The organism is Oxalobacter vibrioformis (genome assembly GCF_027118995.1).
Lineage (GTDB): Bacteria > Pseudomonadota > Gammaproteobacteria > Burkholderiales > Burkholderiaceae_D > Oxalobacter > Oxalobacter vibrioformis.
This window is the reverse complement of sequence record NZ_CP098242.1, coordinates 74,281-94,465: the sequence shown is the minus strand read 5'-3', so window position 1 is coordinate 94,465 and position 20,185 is coordinate 74,281. Positions and strand designations below refer to the sequence as shown.

Annotated in this window: 18 protein-coding genes; 11 read left to right on the top strand and 7 right to left on the bottom strand. The window is 53.0% G+C overall.

Annotated features, from left to right (window positions below; translation table 11 throughout):
* Positions 1-24: 24 nt before the first annotated feature.
* From prfA to NB640_RS00485, 7 genes are all read left to right on the top strand, one after another.
* Positions 25-1,107: a peptide chain release factor 1 gene (gene prfA, locus NB640_RS00515; RefSeq protein ID WP_269309194.1), complete on the top strand. Its 1,083-nt coding sequence runs from the start codon at positions 25-27 to the stop codon at positions 1,105-1,107.
* A 121-nt stretch (positions 1,108-1,228) separates the two neighbouring features.
* Positions 1,229-1,696 (top strand): disulfide bond formation protein B, encoded by a 468-nt coding sequence (locus NB640_RS00510; protein ID WP_269309193.1) that lies wholly within the window; start codon positions 1,229-1,231, stop codon positions 1,694-1,696.
* A 7-nt stretch (positions 1,697-1,703) separates the two neighbouring features.
* A complete protein-coding gene (gene prmC, locus NB640_RS00505; protein WP_269309192.1) occupies positions 1,704-2,591 on the top strand; it encodes a peptide chain release factor N(5)-glutamine methyltransferase in 888 nt (295 codons plus the stop codon).
* Between the two features lie 101 nt (positions 2,592-2,692).
* On the top strand, positions 2,693-3,343 hold the full coding sequence (purN, locus tag NB640_RS00500) for a phosphoribosylglycinamide formyltransferase (RefSeq protein ID WP_269309191.1): 651 nt from the start codon (positions 2,693-2,695) through the stop codon (positions 3,341-3,343).
* Complete coding sequence (locus NB640_RS00495; protein WP_269309190.1) at positions 3,340-4,611, top strand: RsmB/NOP family class I SAM-dependent RNA methyltransferase; 1,272 nt, start codon at positions 3,340-3,342, stop codon at positions 4,609-4,611. Before purN ends, NB640_RS00495 begins: the two co-directional genes overlap by 4 nt.
* Positions 4,612-4,827: 216 nt before the next feature.
* Positions 4,828-6,486 carry a hydantoinase/oxoprolinase family protein gene (locus tag NB640_RS00490; RefSeq protein WP_269309189.1) on the top strand — a complete coding sequence of 553 codons (1,659 nt, stop codon included), beginning with the start codon at positions 4,828-4,830 and terminating at the stop codon, positions 6,484-6,486.
* Between the two features lie 14 nt (positions 6,487-6,500).
* Positions 6,501-7,814, top strand: a complete 1,314-nt coding sequence (locus NB640_RS00485) for a histone deacetylase family protein (RefSeq protein ID WP_269309188.1) — start codon at positions 6,501-6,503, stop codon at positions 7,812-7,814.
* A 708-nt stretch (positions 7,815-8,522) separates the two neighbouring features.
* Here NB640_RS00485 and NB640_RS00480 read toward each other — a convergent pair.
* The 4 genes from NB640_RS00480 to NB640_RS00465 form a co-directional block, all read right to left on the bottom strand.
* Positions 8,523-10,028 (bottom strand): acetyl-CoA hydrolase/transferase C-terminal domain-containing protein, encoded by a 1,506-nt coding sequence (locus tag NB640_RS00480; protein WP_269309187.1) that lies wholly within the window; start codon positions 10,026-10,028, stop codon positions 8,523-8,525.
* Positions 10,029-10,378: 350 nt separating this feature from the next.
* On the bottom strand, positions 10,379-11,059 hold the full coding sequence (locus NB640_RS00475) for an alpha/beta hydrolase (RefSeq protein WP_269309186.1): 681 nt from the start codon (positions 11,057-11,059) through the stop codon (positions 10,379-10,381).
* Positions 11,060-11,076: 17 nt separating this feature from the next.
* Positions 11,077-11,814: an alpha/beta hydrolase gene (locus tag NB640_RS00470; RefSeq protein WP_269309185.1), complete on the bottom strand. Its 738-nt coding sequence runs from the start codon at positions 11,812-11,814 to the stop codon at positions 11,077-11,079.
* Between the two features lie 196 nt (positions 11,815-12,010).
* The gene (locus NB640_RS00465; protein WP_269309184.1) at positions 12,011-12,451 is read right to left on the bottom strand and encodes a hypothetical protein; all 441 of its coding nucleotides are present in this window, start codon (positions 12,449-12,451) and stop codon (positions 12,011-12,013) included.
* A 588-nt stretch (positions 12,452-13,039) separates the two neighbouring features.
* Between NB640_RS00465 and acuI the strand changes: the two genes are divergently transcribed.
* A complete protein-coding gene (gene acuI, locus NB640_RS00460; protein WP_269309183.1) occupies positions 13,040-14,023 on the top strand; it encodes an acrylyl-CoA reductase (NADPH) in 984 nt (327 codons plus the stop codon).
* Positions 14,024-14,046: 23 nt separating this feature from the next.
* On the opposite strand, the gene NB640_RS00455 is transcribed toward acuI, so the two are convergent.
* Both NB640_RS00455 and NB640_RS00450 read right to left on the bottom strand, forming a co-directional pair.
* Complete coding sequence (locus NB640_RS00455; protein ID WP_269309182.1) at positions 14,047-14,997, bottom strand: tyrosine-protein phosphatase; 951 nt, start codon at positions 14,995-14,997, stop codon at positions 14,047-14,049.
* A 33-nt stretch (positions 14,998-15,030) separates the two neighbouring features.
* Positions 15,031-15,738 carry a M15 family metallopeptidase gene (locus NB640_RS00450; protein WP_269309181.1) on the bottom strand — a complete coding sequence of 236 codons (708 nt, stop codon included), beginning with the start codon at positions 15,736-15,738 and terminating at the stop codon, positions 15,031-15,033.
* 133 nt (positions 15,739-15,871) lie between these two features.
* Here NB640_RS00450 and NB640_RS00445 point away from each other — a divergent pair, with 133 nt between their 5' ends.
* From NB640_RS00445 to NB640_RS00435, 3 genes are all read left to right on the top strand, one after another.
* The gene (locus NB640_RS00445; RefSeq protein WP_269309180.1) at positions 15,872-16,492 is read left to right on the top strand and encodes an N-acetylmuramidase family protein; all 621 of its coding nucleotides are present in this window, start codon (positions 15,872-15,874) and stop codon (positions 16,490-16,492) included.
* A 106-nt stretch (positions 16,493-16,598) separates the two neighbouring features.
* Complete coding sequence (locus NB640_RS00440) at positions 16,599-17,060, top strand: OsmC family protein (RefSeq protein WP_269309179.1); 462 nt, start codon at positions 16,599-16,601, stop codon at positions 17,058-17,060.
* A gap of 37 nt (positions 17,061-17,097) precedes the next feature.
* Positions 17,098-18,201, top strand: coding sequence for an alkene reductase (locus NB640_RS00435; RefSeq protein WP_269309178.1), 1,104 nt, complete (start codon positions 17,098-17,100; stop codon positions 18,199-18,201).
* Here the strand turns inward: NB640_RS00435 and NB640_RS00430 are convergent, their stop codons facing one another.
* On the bottom strand, positions 18,202-20,079 hold the full coding sequence (locus NB640_RS00430; RefSeq protein WP_269309177.1) for a potassium transporter Kup: 1,878 nt from the start codon (positions 20,077-20,079) through the stop codon (positions 18,202-18,204). It abuts the gene before it with no gap.
* Positions 20,080-20,185: the final 106 nt, after the last annotated feature.

Sequence of the window (20,185 nt, the reverse complement as noted above, 5' to 3'; positions counted from 1 at the left end):
TTTCATTCGATCCACACCAACGTCATGAAACCGTCGATGCTCGCCAAACTGGAGCAACTGGCCCTTCACCTGAGGGAGCTGGATGAATTGCTGATGCAGCCGGATGCGGCATCCAATCAGGATAATTACCGACGGCTGACACGGGAGCATGCGGAGATTTCCCCCGTTGTCGCGCTTTTTGAAGCATATCGCCAGGCAAAATCCGACCAGGAGGCTGCAGAAGAAATGCTGCAGGATGCCGAGATGAAAGCGTTTGCACAGCAGGAGATCGAGGCAGCCAGCGAAAAGATGGTAAAGGCAGAAGAAGAGCTGCAAATCATGCTGCTGCCAAAAGACCCGAATGATGACAAGAATATTTTCCTGGAAATCCGGGCGGGCACCGGCGGTGATGAATCAGCGATTTTTGCCGGCGATCTGCTGCGCATGTATTCCCGTTTTGCCGAGCATAACCGATGGCAGGTGGAAATTGTCTCATCTTCACACTCAGAGCAGGGTGGATACCGGGAGGTGATTATCCGCCTTGTCGGAAGAGGCGCTTACTCAAGGATGAAATTCGAATCAGGCGGTCACCGTGTCCAGCGGGTTCCTGTCACAGAAACACAGGGAAGAATTCATACGTCTGCCTGTACGGTTGCTGTTATGCCCGAGGCAGATGATATTGAGGAAATACAAATCAATCCGGCTGAATTGCGGATTGATACCTTTCGTGCATCCGGTGCTGGCGGGCAGCATATCAACAAGACGGATTCCGCTGTCAGGATCACGCATCTTCCGACAGGTATTGTCGTGGAATGCCAGGATGACAGAAGCCAGCACAAAAACCGTGCACAGGCCATGTCGGTGCTGGTTTCCCGGATCAAAGATATCCAGACGCGGGAGCAACAGGCCAAAGAGGCCGCTACACGCAAAAGCCTGATCGGCTCTGGCGACAGGAGCGAACGGATTCGCACCTACAATTATCCGCAGGGAAGGGTCACAGACCATCGCATCAATCTCACACTGTACAAGCTGGAAGCCATCATGGATGGGGATCTGGATGAACTGACCAATGCGCTGGCCACCGAACACAAGGCAGAACTGCTGGCCGAGATGGGGGAAAACGTCTGAGCAGCAGATAAAAGTGGCCAAAACAACGGGTTTTTGTGCCAGATTAAAGGGAAAAGGCCCTGTTTGGTTAAAAATTGTAACGACGTTTGTTTTAGCGGATTTCTCCCGGTATAACCCTACTATGACTTCACGAAAACTCCTTGGCTTTATCATACTGCTGTGCTGCGGTTTTATCGTGTTTGCCCTTTATCTGCAACACTATCAGGATGTGCTCCCTTGCCCATTGTGTGTGGTGCAGCGCTATGCCTATATTGCCATTGCAATTTGTTGCCTCTTTGGCCGGTATACCCCCTTTATTCGCCTGGCATCGTTCTTTTCTCTTCTGGTAGCTGTAGGCGGTGCTTTTGCTGCCTCCATGCAGTTATGGGCCATAAAAAACCCCGCCATCCAGTGCGGGCGCGATCCGCTGGAAGCCACCATGAACAGCCTGCTGCCAGCCAAGTGGCTGCCATCCGTTTTCAAGTCGGAAGGGTATTGCGGCGAAGTGCTGGACCGGATTTTGGGGTTGACGCCCCCTGAGTGGTCTCTGGCATGGTTCATGCTCTTTGCCTTTATCTTCTTTATTATCATGCTGCGCCGTCGCAGATGAGATGCTGATGACGCCTGTCGCACCGGAAAGCGCAAAAGACGCGGATGCTGCACTATTTGCCCATATCAGGGGAGGTATCCGGATTGGCGCCCTGTTCAGAAAACCTGTGGTTGATCCGGTTGATCTGCGGATATTGCTGGAATATGCGCTGGGCATATCCCATGTCCAACTGGTGATACAGTCAGAGCGTGAGCTGGGAGAAAAGGAAGCGCATATTGTCCTGGAACTGCTGATGCGTCGCTATAGGGGGGAGCCTGTGGCGCATATTGTTGGTGAGCGGGAATTTTATGGCCTGCCGTTTTCCATCACACCGGATGTCCTGATTCCCCGGCCTGAGACTGAGCTGCTGGTGGAACTGGCAATATCCCGCCTTCCTGAAAACGGCGTATTGCTGGATCTGGGTACGGGTTCTGGAGCGATTGCCGTTGCCGTTGCCCACGAAAGGCCGGACGTTTCTGTGACCGCAACCGATGTTTCGCCTGCCGCGCTTGATGTCGCAAAGGAAAATGCCCGGCGCAACCTGGCCGCTGGCCGGGATATCCGTTTTTACCAGGGGGAATGGTTTGCTGCGTTGCCAGCCCCCTTCCGTTTTGATCTGATTGTTTCCAATCCGCCGTATATCGTGGTCGGAGATGTGCATCTTTCAGCGGGGGATTTGCGTTATGAGCCACAAGGGGCGCTCACCGACTTTGGTGACGGGCTTTCGGCTTTTCGTGAACTCACGGCGCATGCGGTTGGCTGGCTGAACCCGAATGGCTGGCTTTTGATGGAGCACGGGTATGATCAGGCGGAGGCCGTAAGAAAACGGTTGCTTGCCAACGGCTTTGCCTCTGTACAGAGCTTCAAAGACCTGGCAGGGATTGAACGGGTGAGTGGCGGTGTTTTTCCCGGATGATGACTGGTCATTAAATTGCCTGCTGTAAAGCTGCCTTTCGCAAACGACAATTTAATGAGGGTTGCACCTAAACCGGGTGGATAAAAGGTACAATCGCTGGCATGAAAAAAATAGTTATCCTTATTTCGGGACGTGGCAGCAATATGGAAGCCATCATCCGCTCGCTGAAAGCGGAGGACTGGCCCGCAGAAATCGCCGCTGTCATCAGTAATACGGAAAAAGCCGCAGGGCTTGCCACGGCAGAAAATGCAGGGATCGCCACAGAGGTGGTTTCGCGGGGTGAATTCAGCAGCCGGCAGTCATATGACACGATGCTGTCTGAAGCCATTGACCGGTATGCGCCCGATCTGGTGGTGCTGGCAGGTTTCATGCGGATTCTTACCGCAGAATTTGTCCGCCACTACGAGGGACGAATCATCAATATCCATCCCTCTTTGCTTCCCGCTTTTACGGGATTGCACACCCACGAACGTGCGATTGAAGCAGGCGTAAGGCTGCATGGCGCTACCGTGCATTTCGTCACGCCGGAACTGGATGCCGGGCCGATCATTGCACAGGCGGTGGTACCGGTTTTACCGGATGATACTGAAGCGTCACTGGCTGCGCGTGTACTGGAGCAGGAGCATCGGCTTTATCCCCGCGTGGTGCGATGGTTTGTTGAAGGGAAGGTCAGGTTTGACGCGGGCAGGGTACGCCTGGATGACGCCATCAACACGCCCGCAGAATTTATCCTGACTGGAGATTTTTCATGAAGTGGTTATCCCCACATGTCCTGACACATACAGAGCAGGTACTGCGCGAAATCATGAGTTTTGCGGCACCGGCAGATGGTGTGCTTTCGCGTTATTTCCGCGAACACCGCAAGATTGGTTCCCGTGAGAGAGGGGCTATTGCAGAAGCGGTGTATGCCATATTGCGCCATCGCCTTTTTTTTACCAATTATGCCGAATCGGGAAACGGCCCCATGATGCGACGTCTTGCATTGCTCGGGCTGGCAGAATCTGCCGGGGCAAAAACCATCACCGGGCTTTCCGATGCGGAGCAGGAATGGCTGGGCAGAATGGAGAAAATTGATCGCGCACAATTGGGCGCACGGGTTCGTGCGGATATGCCGGAATGGATTTATGACCGGCTTATTGCCCAGTATGGTGAGGATGAAGTGCTTTTGCTGGCAGCGGCCCTGAATGTGCCGGCACCGCTTGATTTGCGTGTCAATACACTGAAAGCCAAACGCGATGAGGTTATGGCTGAGTTGGCCAAGGCACCGGTTGTTGCCGAGCCGACACCGTATGCGTCGCTGGGCCTGAGGGTGGAAAAAAAGACGGCACTGCAGAATATTCCGCTCTTTAAGGAGGGGGCCATTGAGGTACAGGATGAGGGCAGCCAGATCCTTGCTCAGATTGTCGGCGCGAAAAGAGGCGAGATGGTCGCGGATTTTTGTGCCGGTGCGGGTGGAAAGACGCTGGCATTGGGTTCTGCCATGCGCAATACCGGGCGGCTTTATGCTTTTGATGTCTCGGACAAGCGCCTGGCAAAGATGAAGCCCCGCCTTTCCCGAAGTGGCCTGTCCAATGTCCATCCGGTGCATATTGCGCACGAGCGTGATGCCCGGATCAAGCGGCTGGCGGGAAAGGTGGATCGTGTCCTGGTGGATTCTCCCTGCAGCGGGCTGGGTACCTTGAGACGCAACCCTGATATCAAATGGCGCCAGACGCCGGAAGGGCTTGTAGAGCTGACCGAAAAGCAGGCGGCGATCTTGGCATCGGCCTCACGCCTGGTGAAACCGGGGGGCAGGCTGGTGTATGCCACCTGCAGCCTGCTGGAAGAGGAAAATGAGCAGATTGTGCGGGATTTTCTGGCAAAACATCCCGATTTTACGCTGCGTCCGATGAAAGACGTTCTGGCAGAACAGAAGATTGATCTGGAAATGGATGATTTTCTTAAATTGTTGCCGCATAAGCATCAGACAGACGGTTTTTTTGCTGCAGTACTGGAAAAAACCGGCGCCGACCCCGCTTAAAGCCGCCTTCTTCTTCAGCAAAATCAACCGGCGCCGTACTGCCGATGGTACAATATCGGATGGTCATCGCAGTATTGGCCTCAAGTCACTGAACCGGCATGATATTTCGTGCCGATTATTTGTCTCAATCCATACGCAGCACTTTTTCATATAAGACGATATGGCTCACTTTCACTTTTCCCATACCGTGCCTGACACGTTGCAAAGGAGAACTTCATGATTCTTGGCATTGATGTAGGTGGTACGCATACCGATTCGGTTTTGATGAACAACCGGAAGATTATCCGGAAATCGAAGGTTCTGACCGATAAGGAAAACATCCTCAAATCTGTTCTGATGGCAACCAGCGCCGTTGCCGAAAAAGAGGACATCAAAAAACTCCAGCGGATCGTGCTTTCCACGACGATTTCAACCAATGCGGTGATACAGAACCAGCTGGACGAGGTTGGCCTGATTGTCATGAATGGCCCGGGTGTTGCGCCACAGGACCTGCCGCTTGCGGATAAAACCAGACTGGTTGCCGGCTACATGAACCATCGCGGCATGGAAGCAGAGGCACCGAACAAGGCAGAACTGGAAGAAGTCCAGTACGGGTTTGAACAAAAGAAAATTGATCATGTTGCAATTGTTGGTAAATTTGCCACACGCAATCCTGCACACGAAAAGAGTGCTGAAGCGATTTTCGGCAAAAAAGCCAGGCACGTTTCTGTGAGCCACCAGCTTTCGGGCTCTCTCAATTTCCCGCGCCGTATTGCCACGACCTACCTGAATGGGGCCGTGTGGAGTCTGCATGGCGGCATGGTGGAGCAACTGGATGCCTACATGAAAGAGCTGGGCATCAATATACCGCTTTACATCCTGAAAGCCGATGGCGGCACGATTGAATACAGGCAGTCACAGGCACAGCCGGTTCAGACGATTCTTTCCGGCCCTGCGGCAACCATCATGGGTGTGCTGCCTTACGTTTCACTGGAAAAGGATTCGGTTTCCATTGATATCGGCGGAACGACAACGGATATCGCGCTGTTTGCTGACGGTGTACCGCTTCTTGAGCCACTGGGCGTACAGATCGAAGGCTACAAGACCGCTGTTCGCGGTCTTTTGACCCAGTCCATTGGTGTGGGTGGCGACAGCCATGTCCGCGTGGTGGATGGCAGGCTGGCACTGGGGCCGGAACGTCTGGGACCTGCCATGGCACTGGATGGCCCTGTGCCAACACCGTCTGATGCGGCCATTGTGCTGGGTCTGGCTGATTTTGGTGACAAGGCCAAGGCCATGGCCGCCATGGAAAGCCTGGCGACACAACTCAAGCAAAAGCCGGAAGAGACGGCACAGGCTGTTTTGAATCTGGCCTGTGATATGATCGCAGCCAAAATCAACAGCATGCTGGAAGATGTCAATGGCAAGCCCGTGTATACCATTCACGAGCTGCTGGAAGGCCGCAAGATCAACCCGGTGGAAATGATGGTCGTTGGCGGCCCGGCACCTTTCCTGGCGAAAATACTCCAGGAAAAAACCGGCTATGCCGCTGTGGTACCGGAAGATTCCGATGTGATCAATGCCAGCGGGGCTGCCATGGCGCGGACCACGGTTGAGCTTAACCTAGTTGCGGATACGGAGGATGGTTCGCTGTCGATTGCGGAAGAAGGGCGGCTTCAGAAGATTCCGCCAAGCTTCACGGAAAGAGATGTGATTGACCTCGGCAAGGGCCTGCTTATTGAGAAAGCCCGTGCGGCAGGCGCGAAAGAGGAGGATATTGTGGTAGAAGTGGCTGATATCCAGTCTTTCAATGTCGTCAGAAGCTTTTCAACGACCGGCAAGAATATCCGGGTCAGGCTGCAAGTGAAGCCAGGCCTGATCAAACATGAAGCATAACCAGGGAGAATATCGTGACTAAAACAACAGGACTGGTTTTTTTCCCGGCATTTGACTATGCCATTTCGCCGACGCATCCCGAACGGGAAGAGCGTCTGCTTTATACGCAGGACCAGGTTTTCGAGGAAGGCCTGCTGGACTTTGAGAACATCAAGGAATACAAACCTGTATTGTGTACCGAGCAGGATATCCAGCGGGTGCATTTCTGTGTGCCTGACATCAAGTCGATTGTTCATGCCTCGCACCTGATTGCGGTCGGTGGCACACTGGTTGCCGCTGACAAGGTCATGAACAAGGAAGTGGACAACGCTTTCGCGCTGGTGCGCCCGTGCGGTCACCACTCCATGCGTGTGGTGCACGGCAGCCGCGGTTTCTGTACGCTCAATATGGAAGCGATCATGGTCGAGTACATCCGCGAGAAGTACGGTATCCGCCGTATTGCGATCGTGGATACGGACTGCCATCACGGTGACGGTTCACAGGATATCTTCTGGCATGATCCGGACATCCTCTTTATCTCGATGCACCAGGATGGCCGTACGCTCTATCCGGGATCAGGTTTCCCGGATGAACTGGGCGGGCCCAATGCCTTTGGCATGACAATCAACCTGCCGATGCCGCCGGAAACCTGCGAGGAAGGTTTCCTGTACGTGCTGGATGAAATCATCATGCCGATCGTGAATGACTTCCAGCCGGAGCTGATTATCAATTCAGCCGGGCAGGATAACCACTATTCCGATCCGATCACGAACATGAAGTTTACCGCGCAGGGGTATGCGGTGTTAAACGAGCGCTTAAACCCGGATCTTTGTGTGCTCGAAGGCGGCTATTCCATCGAGAGTGCGCTTCCCTATATCAATACAGGTATCATCCTTGCGATGGCCGGTATGGATTACAGCAATATCCGTGAGCCGGACTATGATCCGCGCAAGCAGGTCCAGCCCAAGCACATCACGGAGTTTTTAGCCAAGCTGAAGGAATACACGCTGCATAACTGGAAAAACCGTGAAAACCTGCGTTATGAGGTTTATCCGGATCAGCCTTTCCACAAGCGTTCGGTCAATATTTTTTACGATACGGCCCGGATTCGCGAAAACCTGCATGAAGTCGTCAGGCAGTGTGATGACTGTGGTGGTGCTGTCACGCTGGATTCCAGTGCGGATACCGGCCGTCATGGTCATATCTTTGCTGTCCAGTTGCCGCGGTACTGCTGTGATGACTGCCGTGAATGGGGTGAGGAACAGTTTGAAATGGCCAATCCGAAAAACTATGCGCAGATCTTCATGCAGGACAAGGATAAGGACGAGTACCATATCAAGGAAAAGTAAGGCATTATCCTGTGTCAGCAAAACCCCGCTTTTGACCGAAGCGGGGTTTTTGTTTGTGGGTGAGTGTATGGGGTGATTCCCTTCGCTTGTTGGGTACTCTGCGATAGGATTTGCTCTTAGAGTGGGATGATACGGTGGGTGGCTGACCCACGGCAGGTATCTTATTTTGCTCGTCCAAAATAAGATACCAACAAAAGGACGCCGCAACACCTTGCCCCGCTTGCGCGGGGTTCCCGGATTTTAGTAGAGAAGTGACACCACTGCGTGGTGTGGGGATGCTCCTGCTGCGCAGACGGCATGGGGCAGCTTCGCTGCCTTGAAAAGGAGGCTTGGCGGGGAATAGCGTGTGCTTCGCCCATGGCGAAGCGCACGAACACAAGTGGCAAAAGAGAATGCCCGCCCTTGCCGAGCGCTCACCGTGCGCCGCACTGCGTTGGCACACGCTACATTCCGGCAGCATGCCAGGTGTCGTAGAGGACAGATATCGGGTAGGGCGGACAACTTGTTGCCCACGCGGGAAAAACATAAGAACAGGAGATAGACTTCGAGAATCGGGTGTTTTTCCCTATCGGGATATCGCCGGCATAGGCACCGTGAAGCAGTGCGCATTCTGCCGCGTGGCCATAAAAAAACTGGCGGAGATTGTGTCTCCGCCAGTTTGACGACTTGTCAGCAGCGTTTTAGCGCGACTGCTGTTAAAACGTCTGATTAGCCCTTCATGGAGCCGGTCTTGCGCTGATTCTCGAAGAATTCGAACGCTTTTTCCAGAATGTGAGGTGTATGACCACCACGCTCACAAGCCAGACGGAAGTACTCTTCCAGTGCTGGTTTGTAGTCTGGTGAAGAGATTGCGATGATCTTGGCAGCGCGCTCTCTTGGAGACAGGCCACGCAGGTCAGCAATACCCAGATCGGTAATGATGATGTCGACGTTGTGCTCGTTGTGGTCAACGTGCGGTACCATCGGCAGAACGCGTGACAGACGGCCATCCGGCGAGGCTGCACGGGTCAGGAAGATGGTGGTGTGTGCGTTAACCGCAAAGTCACCGGAACCACCGATACCGTTCATCATGTTGGAACCGGCGATGTTGGTGGAGTTGACGTTACCGTAAATATCCACGTCCATAGCGGTGTTAACAGCGATCAGGTTGATACGCTTGATGATTTCAGCCGAGTTGGTGATGTAGATCGGACGGATGCAGACTTTGTCCTTGTAGCGATCCCAGTTACCGTACACTTCTTCGGTTTTCTTCGGAGAAACGGTAATGGAAGTACCGGTCGCAAACGTCATACGGCCGGAGTCAAGCAGATCCCAGGTGGAATCCTGCAGTACTTCAGACCACATGGTCAGACCCTGGAAAGGACCTTCGAGCAGACCCCACAGACCGGCGTTAGCCACGCTACCCACGCCAGCTTGCAGCGGGAAGAGGGATTCGGTCATGCGGCCAGCTTTGATTTCGCTCAGGAAGAAGTTACGCAGGTTAGTTGCCATTGCGTCCTGTGCCGGATCAGCCAGCACGTTTTCGGAAGCGGAGTCGAGCTGGTTGGTCAGCACGATACCGACGATCTTGGACGGGTCGATCTTGTAACCGATTGAACCGGCACGATCCATTACATCCATGATTGGAATAGCTGCAGGTGCCGGCATGTTGCGGGTTTGCGGAATGTAGCAATCATGGACACCTTCGAAACCATCAGGTACTGCCATGTTGATTTCGAGCAGGATCTGCTTGCCTTTTTCCAGGAATACGTCGGTACTGCCGCAGGAACTTGTCGGGATAACAATACCGTCTTCGGTGATTGCGGTTGCTTCAACCACAGCGATATCCGGATCCGGCAGCTGTTTTCTGCGGATCATTGGAGCCAGGTCGCCCAGGTTCAGATCGTAGTAAGGAATGCGGCCCTGGTTGATGGCTGCACGCATGTCGCGGTCAGACATAAATGGGGTACGCTTGGAGATGGCATCAGCACGTGCCATTGCACCGTCAACGTCAGCACCGAGAGAGGCACCGGTCATCAGGTAGATCTTGCGTTTGCCGCCTTCGGCGATTTTTGCAAATTCAAACGGGATTTGCTTCGGGTCACCAGCACGCGTAAAGCCGCTCATGCCGACAACCATGCCATCCTTGATAAATTCTGCAGCTTGGGCAGCACTCATGATTTTGCTGTCCAGCCCAGGATAGCGAATTCTTTTCTTGACTTTTTCTTGGTCCATATTTGTTCCACCTAGTTAAAGTTAGACATCTGTTGTTAACAACCTGTAATACAACCAAGCTATTGTAAGGTGTGTTGAGGTTGCAATCAAGTCTGCCAGCGGTATTTCATGTATTTAAAGACGACCTGCCTATGGTTTTTGGTGTGTCATCCATGCTGTGCAGAAGTGATAATGGTGATAAGGATCGGAGGGATCCTGATTTTCTCCGGGAAGACAGGAAGGAGGTTTCCGGGGAAAATGAAAAAAGACAGTTTTGTCGAATTGCTTCATCAGTTTGTGATGATCGACCATTGTATTTTATTACCGCTCGCCGGAAAAAACAATCGTCCCTGATATCGCTGACCGGACGGTCATTCCATGAAAAATGCCATGGCTTTTTTTACGATGCCCGGATGAATGATATGCCCGCCGGAAAAGGTGTGAAAATCAACCTCAGCGCCCATCGCCTTGAGTTCCTGGTGCAGCCGATTTCCCGTGGCCTGGATATTGAGCCGTTCGTCTTGGGGGCTGTGGGAAAGAAAAACAGGGGGGAGGTTTGTTTTTTCATGCCTGGCAATGAAGCCCCCGGAAAAGACGATGATGTGTGATACCCGGTCTCCATTGGCAAGCCCTAAAGAGAGGGCATAGCTGCCGCCGTCGGAAAAACCGGCAAGGGCAATATGCGCCGGGTCAATGGCAAAGTGGCTGGAGACCAGATTCACTGCTTTTCCCAATCGTAGAAGATCCTGGCCATAACCGCCCATGCAGATATCCCAGGTTACCCGCGTGGACTGGGGAAGCAGCAGTAAAAACCGGTGCTGATTGGCATGGTCGATCAAAAAGGGCAGGGCATTGGCGGCATTTTCCTGCGCACCATGAAACATGACGAGAAGGGGAACCGGTTTGTCCGGCTGAAGTCCTTGCGGCACGACAAGAAGGGTATCTCTCGATTCAGCAAGGGCAAGGCGGTACTTGCCGGCCGGCCGGGGGGGCTTTGATGGCGGCATGATCCACAAGGGAAGCCGCCCTGGCTTTTTTACATGATGTGTCATGCCTGTTTCTTTACAGGTTATGTTGCCGCCTTTTTTTCCAGGAAGAATGCCATGGCTTTTTCTACCATGGGCGGATGAATAATATGCCGTCCGGAGAATAGCTCGAAATAAATATCGTAGCCTTCTTTTTTCAGGTCCGTGTAGTGTTTCAGGGCGCTTGTCTTGATATTGAGCTGCTCGTCTTCCGGGCTGTGGGTGATGAAAATCCGGGGCTTGCCGGTTTTGAGGTACACATTCATGAATCCACCGGAGAGCACGATGATATGCGATACCAGCTCGCCATTGGTCAGGCCTGTTGAGAGGGCATAGCTGGCCCCGTCGGAAAATCCGGCAAGGGCGAAGTGTTCCGGATCAATGACAAAATGGGACGATACGTTATCGAGTGCCTTGCCAAGCCGGTCAAGATCGGGACCATGGCCGCCGATCGTCAGATCCCATGTGTAGTAAGTGGATTGGGGCAGGAGCAGCAGGAATTTGTGCTGGTGCGCATATTCCGTGAAAAAGGGCATGACTTTTTCGGCATGGCCGCTGGCACCGTGAAACATCACGAAAAGCGGGACCGGCTTGTCCGTTTCCAGTCCTTCCGGGACGATCAGGATGGTGTCGCGTTCTTCTGCCAGGCCAAGAAGATGCTGGCCGGCAGGCAAGGGCGCTTTTGTTGGCGGGGCGATTTTGAATGTCAGCCGTCCGATCATTTCCGGTGGAAAGATGGATGGGTCCATTTGCATCAGGGTCTCAGGAGTGATTTTTTTCATAAGGTTCCTGGATATTGAGTGATTGGAGAAACGGCTCTTAAAGGAGCGTATAAAGAAGATCTGGTGAACACCAGGATCATGAATCCTTATTATGCCCTAATTTTGGCATAAATGGGACAATAGCCCGGTTTTCACTGATGAAAACCGGGCTATTGCTTGCTGCAACACCTGCCTTCCCTTGGCAGGAGAGGGAGAACTATTTGCGGACCCGGGTGTTGTTGACAATGAGTTCCACAATCCGGTCATAGCGGTTTAATGCGCTTAAGTCCGGGCGTGTTTCATTTTTTTTCCACCGGTTGATGGTCATGCTGACGACACCTAAAAGGGCTGCCAGTTGGGCGTCTGACCGTGTCCCCAGCTTTTCTGCCCATTCGTCAAGTATTTCAGACATGGGGCGGGCAAATTTTTCCCGGATTTGCATGGACATTTTGCTGTTTTCCGCCAGAAGCTGGCGGGCTGTTTTCATGACATCAGCCGGGACGGAAGCGGTTCGGCCATAGGTGTAGGATGAAAGCCGTGGCAGGCCAATATCCAGCATAATGGCAAAATCCTGGTGTCTCAAGCCCAGTGTGTTTTTGATGTCAACAAGCTCCTGCTGCTCTTTGGAGAGCTGGGCTTTTGATTTTGATCTGTTCATCTGGCGCTTTCTATCTTTCTCTGCGCGCTCGTTTTTCGCTCTTTTTTTCGCTGTTTCACTTGAAGGAGGAACCATGGTGATTGGTGGAAACGAATTCAGATCAGGTCTTCTGGCTTTCACGTCTGTAACCCTTTAGTCTTGTTTTGTGTTTCATAACAGTCTGTTGAACTGCTGCCTGTTTATCTGCTTTTTAAAAGCCTCTTATTTTTGTTTTTTTTGACAACAACCGAAAAATTCCGGTGGCGGTCATTTTATATGAGGAAGATGAAATTTATTCCTCGTTGCTGCTCTAATTTTATACTTACAAATAAGAATACATCATCTTATTATGAAATAAGTTTATACGCATGTATTACAAAAGACATCCGTTTTCGTGCATGTTAATGTTATCTGCAAATGTTTATTTTGCTCTATTTCCTTGATTTTACAAGGGAATACGGAGAGGTGGTTGCACTATTATTTTTTACCGGCATCACGGGATAATGAAAAGCAGGAAAGTCCAAGTGCAAAGGGTTGGACTATATAGAGTTGTAGTTTTAGGCAAATAAAAATTAACCTATGGAAAGCATAAAATAAGGAAAAAACGATATGTTCAAGGCCCTCGTAATTGAAAATGATGCCCAGCAGGGGTACCGAGCCGAGCTCAGGGATATGGATGAATCACACTTGCCCAAAGGGGATGTGACAGTCAGGGTCGATTACTCCTCTCTAAACTACAAGGACGGACTTGCAATAACAGGCAAAAAACCGATTGTTCGCAGTTTTCCCATGGTGCCGGGCATTGATTTTGCCGGTGTCGTGGAAGAAAGCCGCAATCCGGCATACCGGAAAGGAGATATGGTCTTTCTGAATGGGTGGGGCCTGGGTGAAACCCGCTGGGGCGGCCTGGCACAAAAGGTGCGGGTGAATGGGGAATGGCTGACGCGCCTCCCGGAAAAAATCAGCGCCAAAGATGCCATGGCAATCGGGACAGCCGGCTATACCGCCATGCTTGCCGTGATGGCGCTGGAGAAAAACGGCATAACCCCTGATAAAGGGCCTGTCCTGGTAACCGGGGCCAGTGGTGGGGTGGGCAGCTTTGCGACAGCCTTTTTTTCGCGGCTGGGCTACCAGGTCACGGCATCAACCGGCCGCCCGGATTCTGAATATCTGGTGAAAAAACTGGGTGCTGCCGAGATTATCAACCGAACAACGCTTTCCACACGCGGGAACCCGCTTATGAAGGAAAGGTGGGCCGGTGCGATTGATTCCGTTGGCGGGCAGACGCTGGTCAGTGTCTGTGCCAGCATCATGTATGGTGGTGCGGTTGCTGCCTGCGGTATGGCGGAAAGCCTGGATTTTCCGGGGAGTGTTGCCCCTTTTATCCTGCGCGGGATTTCGCTTGCCGGTATCGATAGCGTGAAGTGCCCGGTTGAAAAGCGTAATGCGGCATGGCGCCGGATGGCTGAAATCGTTGATCCGGTGCTGCTGGAGGAAATCAGCCATGAGATCCGGCTGGAGGAGGTGCTGGACACGATTCCCGAGCTGATGGGCGGCAGGATCAAGGGACGGGTGGTTGTCCGCGTGGATTAATGAGGCCTGCCCCTGGTTTGCGCTCAGTAGAGGTATTGTGAGCGTATGGCGTCAATGTCGGCATCCAGTACACGGGCCAGGTAGTTTTCTACCGTTCCGTGTGCTTTTTCCATGGTGTCAATCCCGGTTAGCAGATAGTCCGGCTTGACGCTGTAGAGGACCGCCAGTTGGGGATTGTCCTTTGTCAGGAGGGTGTACTTCCCGGCAAGATAGGTATTGGAATCCATGTAATCCCGGATGATGGTGTCCCTGTCCACGCCCAGGGCAAAAAGAAGGAAAGCGGCAGCCATGCCGGTGCGGTCTTTTCCGGCAGTACAGTGAAAGAGAATGGGCAGGTCGTTTTTGTTCTGGATCAGCCTGAAAAATTCACGGTAGGTGGCATTGATGCCGGTGTCGTTTACCAGTTCACGATAGACAACCCGCATGAAGGCATCAGTATCGTCGTAAGCGCCGAATTTCCCGTGCTGGATTTCGCTCGGCGCGACATTGCCGGGTGCCAGCGGGCGATGAACCACATTTTTTACCGAGGCTGGCAGCCTGTCCGGTGCTGCCTCGACTTCTTTGTGTGTCCTGAAATCAAAAACGGTTGTGATCGGGATGGAACCCAGGTAGGCGATATCCTCATCACTCAGATGGGCCATGTCGTCCGCACGGAAGAATGTCCCCCATGCAATGCGCTTTCCCCCGGCGCCACGATATCCGCCCAGGTCACGAATGTTGTACCCGCCAGCCATGGGCAAGTGGTGTTCTGCCAGCGTGAGGATTTCTTCCGGTGTCTGCAGGGTAAAGCAGGCATGGGTCATCGGGTCAACTGGAAGGGAATAGCTCCCGCTTTTTTCGCCTGACAGGGCAGGAGATGATGCCTGATGTGCTGTGTTTTTTCCCGGCCAGATTTTCCAGGGGATATCTTTTTTGAGATGGAGTGTCGCAGCCTTGGTTTTTTTGTCACGGGTGATGGAGGCGATATCTTTCATGGGGTATCCAGCATGGTGTGTCTTTGGAAACAATCAGCGGACAGCAAAATCGAAGTAGCTGTCAGGGTAAGGTTCATTTTCCAGTGTGTAGTGCCACCATTCCCAGGCAAAGGTCTTGAATCCGTTTTTCTTCATGATGGAAATGAGGGTTTCCCGGTTGGCCATCTGTTCCCGGTTAAGCTGTGGCGCGTCGAGATGCGAGGCCGGATCAAAAAAGTCAAAAGATGAGCCCATGTCAAGTTCTTTTCCGGTTTTGCACTCAATGAGCGTCAAATCAACGGTGCTGCCTCTGGAATGGCTGGAGCGTGTGGCAATGTAGCCTTTTGTGAAGAGCGCTGGTTTGTCCAGGTGCGGGTAGTAGGCGGTCTTTGTCTGCGTGTCAGCCGGGTTTTCGGCCCAGCGGATGAAATGGTTGACGGCTGTCTGGGGACGGTAGGCATCAAAAACCCGGATACAGTAGCCCTGTGCCATGAAGGCGTCGCTGGCTTTTTTGAGCGCAAGGGCTGCGGGTTTGCTGAGGATGGCTACCGGTGCCTCATAGCCTTCGATACGGGTACCGACAAAGTTATTGGTGCTGTAATAACGGATATCAAGCTGTACATCCGGGGCAATATCGCTTACGTAGACAAAATCGGCTGGCATCGTGTGAGTTGACTGGAAAACAGATGTGCATCCGGCCTGCATCAGGAAAAACATTACCGGTATAAGCGTGATCAGGGATCGTCCGGTAAATGGCTTCATGAGGTATGGCAGGACAGGTAAAGACAGGGCTGAGTCTGGTTAACGGGCCGCGTTGCGGATCTGGCATGATTTTAGCATCTTGTATTTGAAAGCGGGCAGGCGTCGTCATACAATAAATGCAAAGACAGGTTGAATGGGAGCACGAATGGAGCAGGAACTGACTTTTGAGATGATATCGGCAGCGGCGCAAAAGCTGAAAATCGAGCCGAATGTGCTGGATGCGGTATGCCGTCTGGAAGCCCGGGAGCCGGGGTTTTTGCCGTCAGGAAAATCCGCGATCCGCTTTGAAGGGCAGATTTTCTGGAAGGAGATGCTGAAAAGGGGCTTTTTCGAAGACAAGCTGCGTGACTTGTCCCAGCAGTATCCCAATGTGCTTTACCCGAAACGGATGCCGGAGTTTTATCTGGAGGGGGAAAGGGAATACCAGCGGTTTGATGATGCAGTCACCATAAATGAAGGGGCAGCGCTTGCGGCAACCGCATGGGGCTTTTTCCGCCTGATGGGCAGGCAGTTTGCCGAGTGCGGGTATGACGATATCCATGCGTTTGTCGAAGGCCAGAAAGCCGGCGCGGCCGGGCAACTGGAGGCGTTTTGTCAATGGATGGTATCCAGGGGGCTTATTGAGTCTTTGCAGCAGAAGGACTGGCAGATGTTTGCCCGCCTGTGCTATGGCCCGGCATATGCGGAGAGAAAATACGACAAAAAGCTGGAAAGGGCCTATAAAAAATCACTGGAGGCGCATGGCCCGGGCTGATGTTATCGATTGCCACTCTGGAGAAACCCCCCTTTGTAAAGGGGTGTTTCTTTTCAGGAAGCGCTGATAAGGTGTATTTGTCAAGCAAAATACAGGGAGAACGAATATGAGCAGTGCAGATACCAGTGTCTCTATCGTGGATCTCGAGCAGATCAACGGATTCCAGTTCCGGGCAGGGTTTGGTGACGGGATACCTGAATGGCATATTGATGAGCCGGAACCGATTGGAACAAATACCGGTCCAACTCCTGAGCAGTTGCTGGCATCCGCTGCCGGATACTGCCTGACGGCGTCTCTTAATTTTGCGCTGGGCAAATTCAGGGAGGATACCGGCGTAATAAAAACCCGTGCCGAGGCGACAACCGGCCGCAATGAGGAGGGGCGCAAACGGATTACCGGTATTCATGTCACGATCACGCTGGGCAGGCCCGAAGCCGCTTTTTCCCAACTGGAAAGGGCATTGGCACAGTTTGAGAATTTCTGTGTGGTTGCCGGTAGTATCCGTAAAGGAATTCCGGTCAGGGTGACGGTCGCGGACAGCGATGGTAAAATCCTGAAAGATGACTGATGGTATTTGTCAAAAAAACTGTTGCCATAAAGGGAGGATGACCATGAAGCTGCTTTCCCCTGTTCGCGTAGGCGAAATTTCTTTGTCAAACCGGGTTGTCATGGCGCCCCTGACGCGTTCACGGGCATCAAAAGACCATGATGCACCAACAGAACTGAACGCTGAATATTATGGGCAGCGTGCCACGGCTGGCCTGATTGTCTCGGAAGGAACCCAGATATCACGGCAGGGGCAGGGATATGCCTGGACACCGGGGATTTATACGGATCTCCAGGAAGCCGGCTGGAAGCAGGTGGTGGAAGCTGTGCATGCAAAAGGCGGGAAAATGGCGGCACAGCTGTGGCATGTGGGCCGGGTATCGCATCATTCCCTCCAGGAAAACGGGGTGCCGCCTGTAGCGCCTTCGGCGATAGCCGCAGATAACACCAAGGCGTATATTGTCCAGCCGGACGGGACAGGGGCCTTTGCGCCGGTAGACAAGCCTCGCGCACTGAAAACGGAAGAAATCCCGGGGGTGATTGCGCAGTACCGCCAGGCGGCGGTGCGTGCCATGCGGGCCGGTTTTGATTTCGTGGAAGAACATGCGGCAAACGGGTATCTCCTGCAGCAGTTCATGTCGGCCAATTCAAACCAGCGGTCAGACCAGTATGGCGGGTCACTGGAAAACCGGGCGCGCCTGACTCTGGAAGTGCTGGATGCCCTTTGCGAAACCGTCGGCAATACACGGGTGGGTGTCCGTATTTCGCCGCATTTCAATATCAACGGGATTAATGACATAGAAGCCGAGCCAATGGCACTCTATCTGGCGAAGGAATTTGACCGCCGGCATATCGCGTATCTGCATATTGCCGAACCCAGCTGGGTGGGCGGTGAGCCGCTGGATATGGATTTCAAGCGCAGGATACGGGAAAGCTTTGGCGGCCCGATTATTCTCTGTGGCGGCTATACAGGCGAAACAGCAGAAAAAGCCGTGGAAGCAGGGATATGTGATCTGGTGGCTTTTGGCCGTCTGTATATTGCCAACCCGGATCTGCTGGAACGTATCCGCCGAGGGGGGCCTTACAATGAACCGGACCGCGCCACTTTCTATCAGGGTGGGCCAAAGGGGTACACGGATTATCCGGTTTTGCCTGCCGCCTGATCAGATTTCCACGCGGGCGCCCAGTTCAATGACCCGGTTTGCTGGAATCCGGTAAAAGTCTGCCGGATTCCGGGCGTTACGGTATATCCAGATAAAGAGCATTTCCCGCCACCGGGCCATGCCGGTGAGCGGATTGGATATGATCGTTTGCCGCGAGACGAAAAACGAGGTCGTCATCATGTCAAAGGTATAGCCGTATTCCTTGCAGAGCTCAAGGGTTTTCGGGATGTCTGCCTCATCATTGAAGCCGTAGTAAAAATCGAGCTGGTAGCAATTGTGCCCCAGTTCTTCCGCCTGGATTCTTTCTGATGGGGGTATCCACGGCGTTTCTTCTACATGGATGGTCAAAAAGAAAACCCGTTCGTGCAATACCTTGTTATGCGAAAGGTTGTGCAGGAGTGCCTGGGGGGTGCCGTCATGTTCCCCTCGCAGGAAAATGGCGGTACCGGCCACCCGGTGAGGCGGCATGAAAAAGAGCGATTTCAGGAAAGCGTCCAGCGGAATGGCGTGCATTCTCTGATTTTCACCGACCAGATGGCGTCCGCGGCGCCAGGTCATCATGACAGTGAAAAGCGCAAAGCCGATTGCCAGCGGAAACCAGCCGCCATGGCTGATCTTGAGTGAGTTCGATGTGAACAGGAGCGCGTCCGTGATGCCGAAAAAGACCGGGACAATGATGCTGACAGCAAGATTGAGTTTCCAGACATAGCGCATGACAAAGAAGAGGAAAATGGTCGTGATCAGCATCGCGCCGGTAACGGCCAGGCCGTATGCTGCCGTCAGGTTTTCCGAAGAGCCAAAGCCGATCACGGCTAAAATGACGGCGCACATCTGCATCCAGTTGATGGAGGGAATATAAATCTGCCCGAATTCACTGGGTGAGGTATGAATGATTTTCATCCGGGGCATGAGTCCCAGGCCGATGGCTTGCTTGGTGATGGAAAATGCCCCCGAAATGGTTGCTTGGGAAGCAATGATAACCGCCATGGTGGAGAAAATCACCAGCGGGTAAATGCTCCATGAGCCCAACTGCATGAAAAACGGGTTGGCCAGTGCGTCCGGGCGCGAAAGGAGCAATCCGCCCTGGCCCATGTAATTGAGCACGAGGGCAGGGAAGACGAAGCGGAACCAGGCGCGCCGGATGGGTTGCGGCCCGAAATGACCCATGTCGGCATACAGGGTTTCGGCCCCGGTAAATGCCAGGACGACCTCACTCAAGGCGATGAAAGCAATAAACGGGTTGTTGGTGACAAAGGAAAGGGCATACCAGGGGTTAAACGCCATCAGGATTTCAGGCGCTGCCACGATATTGACGATACCGAGGGCCCCCAGCAGCAAAAACCAGAAAATCATGATGGGGCCAAAGAGTTTGCCGATACCGGCAGTGCCTTTTGACTGGACGGAATACAGGCCGACAAGGATAACCAGTGCGATGGGCACGACGTAGGGTTTCAGGATGGGCGTGGCGACTTCAAGGCCCTCTACCGCAGACAGGACGGAAATGGCAGGTGTAATGACGCTGTCCCCATAGAAAAGGGATGCGCCAAACACGCCCAGCACCAGCAACGGGAAATACAGCCGGGAATTTTTTTTGAAAATGGTATGGGCCAGTGCCATCAGGGCCAGGGTACCGCCTTCCCCACGATTGTCTGCCTTGAGCATGATCAGCACGTATTTGACCGATACGATGATAATGAGCCCCCAGATGATCAGGGAGACAATGCCCAGGATATTTTCAGCCGTGAAGGCGACATTGCCCACATTGCCGAAGATGGCTCGCATCGTATATAGGGGACTGGTGCCGATATCGCCGTAAACAATACCGACAGCAGCAATCGTCAACGCGGTCAGGCTGCTTTTTTCAGGTCGCTGAGACAAGACTTCACCTGTGAGTCATTACGATAACGGCACCATAGAATAAACCTCAAAAAAATGCAAATTAGGGTGTGTTAACACGAAACAGCCTGCTGCAAAGCCGTTATGT

Excerpts from the sequence above, each read along its gene's own strand:
- NB640_RS00475 (WP_269309186.1), bottom strand. The coding sequence starts at position 11,059 with ATGACACATCATGTAAAAAAGCCAGGGCGGCTTCCCTTGTGGATCATG.
- NB640_RS00465 (WP_269309184.1), bottom strand. The coding sequence starts at position 12,451 with ATGAACAGATCAAAATCAAAAGCCCAGCTCTCCAAAGAGCAGCAGGAG.
- NB640_RS00510 (WP_269309193.1), top strand. The coding sequence starts at position 1,229 with ATGACTTCACGAAAACTCCTTGGCTTTATCATACTGCTGTGCTGCGGT.
- NB640_RS00470 (WP_269309185.1), bottom strand. The coding sequence starts at position 11,814 with ATGAAAAAAATCACTCCTGAGACCCTGATGCAAATGGACCCATCCATC.
- NB640_RS00450 (WP_269309181.1), bottom strand. The coding sequence starts at position 15,738 with ATGAAGCCATTTACCGGACGATCCCTGATCACGCTTATACCGGTAATG.
- NB640_RS00440 (WP_269309179.1), top strand. The coding sequence starts at position 16,599 with ATGAGCAGTGCAGATACCAGTGTCTCTATCGTGGATCTCGAGCAGATC.
- NB640_RS00490 (WP_269309189.1), top strand. The coding sequence starts at position 4,828 with ATGATTCTTGGCATTGATGTAGGTGGTACGCATACCGATTCGGTTTTG.
- purN (WP_269309191.1), top strand. The coding sequence starts at position 2,693 with ATGAAAAAAATAGTTATCCTTATTTCGGGACGTGGCAGCAATATGGAA.
- prmC (WP_269309192.1), top strand. The coding sequence starts at position 1,704 with ATGACGCCTGTCGCACCGGAAAGCGCAAAAGACGCGGATGCTGCACTA.
- NB640_RS00455 (WP_269309182.1), bottom strand. The coding sequence starts at position 14,997 with ATGAAAGATATCGCCTCCATCACCCGTGACAAAAAAACCAAGGCTGCG.
- prfA (WP_269309194.1), top strand. The coding sequence starts at position 25 with ATGAAACCGTCGATGCTCGCCAAACTGGAGCAACTGGCCCTTCACCTG.
- acuI (WP_269309183.1), top strand. The coding sequence starts at position 13,040 with ATGTTCAAGGCCCTCGTAATTGAAAATGATGCCCAGCAGGGGTACCGA.
- NB640_RS00435 (WP_269309178.1), top strand. The coding sequence starts at position 17,098 with ATGACCATGAAGCTGCTTTCCCCTGTTCGCGTAGGCGAAATTTCTTTG.
- NB640_RS00480 (WP_269309187.1), bottom strand. The coding sequence starts at position 10,028 with ATGGACCAAGAAAAAGTCAAGAAAAGAATTCGCTATCCTGGGCTGGAC.
- NB640_RS00445 (WP_269309180.1), top strand. The coding sequence starts at position 15,872 with ATGGGAGCACGAATGGAGCAGGAACTGACTTTTGAGATGATATCGGCA.
- NB640_RS00495 (WP_269309190.1), top strand. The coding sequence starts at position 3,340 with ATGAAGTGGTTATCCCCACATGTCCTGACACATACAGAGCAGGTACTG.